Consider the following 5,543-nt stretch of genomic DNA (forward strand, 5'->3'; position numbering starts at 1 on the left):
CCAATGGTGGTTTTTCTATTTTTGTAAATGCTATTTTCATAAAAAAATCTCCTTTAAAGAGATAACAAAAAAACATCTGATTAGACTCCCTACGCTAGTATTGACTAGATCAGGTTCAAAGAGTATTTCTCAAGCTTTCGCTACCTCTGCTATATATTTACACTTTCATTTTAATCCTTTTAAAATTTATCGGTAAGAAATTTTTGAATAAAATGAGAATTACCACCATGAATTTGTTTCTTAACAAGGATTATCAAACTTTAGGTGGATTATTTTAAGGTGATGATGATATAAAAAGGCAATTAGATCAATGTTTGTTTAGCTATCAAGTTATAAAACAAATAAAACCAAAAATTAAATCGTTAAAATCATAAAACCACCTATTTATCTGGGTTTTTGCTTGGTTTATATGATTTTTAAAAACCATTTTATTAACCATATTTTGTAATTTTTACGAGCTTTTATTAAAAAACTCATGCACCAATTCTGATGATTATACTAATGCAGTAATTAAATTGCAGAGAAGTAGTTGTATGATAGTTACATTAAGATCGGTCTTATTAAATTAGCCAATAAAAATCATGGACTTATAAGCCACAAGTCTCTGTAAATGAGATACGGAGTAATCAGGGTTTTATTGCTAAAACTAATGATATAAAAAATGTATAACTAAATTAGTGCTTTCAAAACCGATGAAAATGATGAATTGTTTTTTAAAACGATGATGATCATTGGGTTTTACTGAGATTGTGACTAATAAAATTAATAACCATTTTTGTTGTGAAAAAAAGACAAAAAATATTAGTAAAACCATCATTTTCATAATTAACAAAAAACAACTAAAAACCAAATCACCAAAACCATTAAATCATGTATTAATCAAGGTTTTTTCAGTGGTTTAAGTGATTTTCAATCTATCAAATTATGAACCATATTTTGAATAAAAAATGTTAGAAATTGTTTGAAACAATTTCTAACGAAATGAGTTTTAATAACCTTTGTTTTTGTTCATAATCATTACCACTTTAATAGTTGGAATCATCAACACTTGAGTTAATGGATAGTTGAATGGTCAAATAGATAGAGCATTATAAACAACTGAATAAACAACACCATTACTGCCTCAAGCAGGACCTCCAGCCATTGCTACTCAAATGAAGTATCCCGAAATTGTTTGAATAATATAAATTCCTAAAAAGGTGATGAACCCAACAATAATAAAGTTTAAGTAATTCACATAACCTTTTTTAGTAGAGATTGTAAATCTCAAAATGCTAACAATTCCCGGAATAATCATTGGTACAAAATAATCTAAAAGAAATGATCAAGGGGAAATAATGAATGTTGATCCGACAAATAAGAGTGAAAGTAAAGCACCAGTCATCCCCACAATAATTGAGAGTGCTGGCGAGATTGCAACACCTAAAATAATTAAACCGAGATATTTAAAAGTTAGTCCACCACCGCCAACTAAGCCAGGCATAAATTGTTCTAAATAAGCAAACAAAATAGTTAGTGCGGTAAACATCCCACATAACACAATATCATAAACACTTAATTTTCTAAACCCCAATCTTAATCAAAATCTTTTTCAAGTTAATGGTTCTCTTCTTTGCAAAGCTTTATTTTTTTTAAAAATATAAATCAGTAAACCAATATTGATAAATGCAAATGAAATGATGCTCAACAACATAAACTGCATTTTATTCTCGATAATTTTTTCATTATCACTTAAAAATCAACTCATTGTGATTAATGTGCCAAAAATGGCATCTAAAGTAAAAATCACAATTAATAACATTTTGATATTTTTAAAAAATTCTTCATCAGTGAGCTTAGTTCAAGAAATATCTCAAACACTAAACACAACAACTAAACATAATGCTACCACCACTGATGCGATGGAAAAAACAATCCCTAGTTTGATTAGTTTTGGTTTGTTTTGACTTAAAAGCTTAGTTTGATTCCAAACATCAATTGGTCTTTTTTTAATTGGCTTGGTTGCCATTTGTAAATTTTCTTCTTCCATAAAAAAACCTCCTGGACAGAGGCTACAAAAAAATCACTAATTAGACTTCCTACGCTAGTTTTAACTAGATCAGGTTCAAAGAGTATTTCTCAAGCTTGCGCTACCTCTGCTATATATTTACAAATTTGATTATATAACTTTTTTGATTTTGAAGATAGAAATTTTTCAATGATAAGTTTTTAAAAGTTAACAAACAAACATTATTAGACAATAATTATCATTCAGCTTTTGTAAAGTTCTATTCTAAATTCCTAAATTTAGATTCACCTAAAGATATTTTTGTTCCTTTTTAATACTGTATTTATGGCATCATGAATTAGAAGATTTATTTTATTAAGGCAATGAACAGATTTTACACATTGGAATATGGCAATGTAAAATAAAGATGCTTCAATATTTTACTAAATTATACTTTTTATAAACAACATTTTAATTTAACTCAATAAACCGATATTTGTTGGGAGTAATTAAACTTTTTATTCATTTTGTTGTAGAGATATTGATTTTAATTTTATAATTAAGGTTATAGCGAGGGGAATAATTTTGAAAAAGAAAACTTCTGAATTAAAGTACACAGAAGAACAAAAAGTTCTTCAACTAGCAAATAATAACATTCAAGATTTTGCAAAAAAACTTGATATACCAATTGGCGTGGAAGCTCATACAAGAGCTCAACGCCAAGAATCACAAGGAAAAAATGAATTAATTCATAAAAAATTTAATCACTTAAAAAAATTATTTGGTGTGCTAATTGAACCATTTAATCTTTTACTTTTTGCGATTGGAGTAGCGGAATGTTTAATTTATCTTTTAAAAACTCATGAATTAATTGATCTAATTTCAGCTTTCGTCATTTTTTTCATGATTGTGTTAGCGGGCGGTGTTGATTACACCCAAGAATATAAAGCTTACAAATCGAACAAAGAATTACATCATATGATTGAAAATACTTTTATGGTTTACGATGGAAAATTTAATTTTAATAGTTTTGACATTAAAGATGTCAAAACTAAATTAAAAACATTAGACCAATCAGAATTAATTGTTGGGGATGTTATTTTTTTACAAGCCGGAGATGTCATTCCGGCAGACATTAGAATTATTTATAACCAAAACTTATTAATTGATGAAGCTTCTTTAACGGGAGAAAGTGAGGCTGTAAGTAAATTTAAAGATAATCAAAAAGGCAAAACCATGATCCAAATGCAAAACATTGGTTTTAGTCAAACAACAGTTGTGCAAGGTAGTTTACTTGGGGTTGTGATTAATGTTGGAATTGCTAATTATGCTGCTTCGATTTCTAAAATGGCTGAAGAACAAGAAACTACTTCAGAATACGAAAAAGGTTTAGCAAAAGTAACAAAGGTTTTAATTATTTCTATTTTAGCAATGATTCCGATTATTTTTATCACTTCTGGTTTGCGTTTGGGGGGACAAGAAAATAATTGAATTCAAGCTTTAATTTTTGCTTTAACAATTGCTGTTTCTTTAATCCCAGAAGCTTTACCAGCCATCATTTCTTCGAACCTCCAGTTAGGTTCGAAGCAACTGGCTAAAGAAAAAGTGGTGATTAAAGATTTAGGGGTTGTGCAAAACTTAGGTAGTGTTAATGTTTTAGCAATGGATAAAACTGGGACACTGACAAATGACCAAGTGACTCTCAATAGTTGAGTGAATTATCAAGGCCAACAAAGTGATCATCTGGCACAATTAATTTATTTAAATGCCATTAACCAACAAAATTTATCTAATAAAATTGAACAAGGTATTTTCAAAGTTTTAAATGAAACTTGTTTATATCAAGAAAAATACACCCTTTTAGCTGACCAACCTTTTGATCATGAAACACGGATTGCTAGTGTTTTAGTTAAGTTTAAAAAAGAAGTTGTGCAAATTACTAAAGGTAGTGTGGAAGAAATGCTAACACATATTAGCTTTATCAAAGTTAATGATGAAGTGGTCCCAATCACCAAAGAGCACCGAGCAAAAATAGCTGATCAAGTGAAAACATATTCCAAGCAAGGGTTTCGTACTTTGGTGATTGCTTCTAACAACAAAACCAAAACAATTATTAAAAATAAGCTAGTTTATGAAGGGATGCTGTTGTTTGAAGAAACCATCAAACCACATGTTAAAGAAGCAATTAAATTAGTTTATGACTATAATATTGATTTAAAAATTTTAACTGGAGACGCTCAAGAAATTGCTTTAAATATTGCTAAAACTTTAGAAATGAAACATCCAACCAGTTTAACTGGTGAAGAAATTTTTAAATTAAAAGATCAGCAAATGAGCGAAGTTTTAAAAACAGCCAATGTGCTTGTTAAACTTTCGCCAATCGAAAAAGCAAGAATTATCGATCTTTTACAAAGCAAAGATAACGATGTGGTCGCTTATTTAGGTGATGGAGTTAATGACATGGTTTCACTTAAAAAAGCTGATGTCGGGATCGCGGTGAATAATGGAACTTCGCTTGCTAAAGCAGCGGCTTCAGTCATTCTTTTAGAAAAAGACTTAGCTGTATTAGAAAAATCCTTTATTAAAGGTAGAGAAATTTTTACCAATGCAATTAAGTATATTAATATCACTATTGCTGCTAACTTTGGTTTAATGATGACCTTGTTGATTTCATCATTTTGATTCACTGAATTTTTAGCGATGCAACCAGTTCAATTGTTACTCCAAAATTTATTATATGATTTTGCTAATTTAATATTTGTCTTTGATAAGGTTGATAAATTTTCGATTACCCATCCTAAAAAATGAAGCACTAATCGGATTATTGTTTTTGCTTTTTGAAACGGTCTTGTTGCAACTTTGATTAGTTTAATTAATTTCTTTATTGTTGGTTATGGAATGGGTCTATTTAACCAAATTGATCAAGGTATGGAAGGGGCTATTCAACGTTTTCAAACAACTTTCTTTTTAGAATCTATGATTACCCACATGATTTTAATTTTAGTTTATCGCACCGAAAAAATTTCTTTACTACAATCACGCCCATCATGACAACTTGTTTGTGGCATGGTTTTCTTTATTGGCTTAGCATTTTTAATTACTTATGTTCAGCCAATTGCTAGCATTGTCAAGTTTCAACCACCAAATAAATATTGATTACTAGTGATGCTTGGTCTGATCTTATTAACTTGGTTACTTGGTGAATTTTCTAAATTTGGCTATCAAAAAGTGTTTAAACAATGATATTAATCTTTTTAAAAAATGCAATTATTTGCATTTTTTTAATTTTTCGAGAAAAACATGCAAACTTTTACAAAAAATTTCTAATCTAATAAGGGAGGATGCCAATGTCTAGTAAAAAATGAATAATTAAATGAATTACCATTGTGGACTTCAAAAGTAAAACTGTGGAAACAGACTTAGAATTAAGCAAAGAACAACGCAGTGCCATCACAAATGTTATAATCGATTGGGAAGATGAAGAAAAAATATCGTTCCGAGATAAAATCAAAGAACCAGGAAAGAAGGTCACAAAAATGTTACAAGTTAAAAGACA

The 5,543-nt window shown here is 29.1% G+C and carries 3 protein-coding genes and 2 riboswitches; of the genes, 2 read left to right on the forward strand and 1 reads right to left on the reverse strand.

Translation table 4 applies throughout. The features are described from left to right. Positions 1-68: 68 nt before the first annotated feature. Positions 69-158, reverse strand: a riboswitch (TPP riboswitch). Between the two features lie 830 nt (positions 159-988). Beyond that, positions 989-2,029 (reverse strand): ECF transporter S component family protein, encoded by a 1,041-nt coding sequence (locus P695_RS0104675; RefSeq protein WP_028127069.1) that lies wholly within the window; start codon positions 2,027-2,029, stop codon positions 989-991. 28 nt (positions 2,030-2,057) lie between these two features. Beyond that, a riboswitch (TPP riboswitch) is annotated at positions 2,058-2,147 on the reverse strand. A 425-nt stretch (positions 2,148-2,572) separates the two neighbouring features. On the opposite strand from P695_RS0104675, the gene P695_RS0104680 reads away from it, so the two are divergent. Next, positions 2,573-5,236 carry an HAD-IC family P-type ATPase gene (locus P695_RS0104680; protein WP_051437401.1) on the forward strand — a complete coding sequence of 888 codons (2,664 nt, stop codon included), beginning with the start codon at positions 2,573-2,575 and terminating at the stop codon, positions 5,234-5,236. A gap of 98 nt (positions 5,237-5,334) precedes the next feature. Then, positions 5,335-5,543 (forward strand): hypothetical protein (locus P695_RS05685; protein WP_035026603.1); only part of this gene is annotated, 209 nt, incomplete at its 3' end.

It is taken from the genome of Williamsoniiplasma lucivorax ATCC 49196 (assembly GCF_000518285.1).
In the GTDB taxonomy this organism is placed as follows: Bacteria; Bacillota_I; Bacilli_A; order Mycoplasmatales; family Mycoplasmataceae; genus Williamsoniiplasma; species Williamsoniiplasma lucivorax.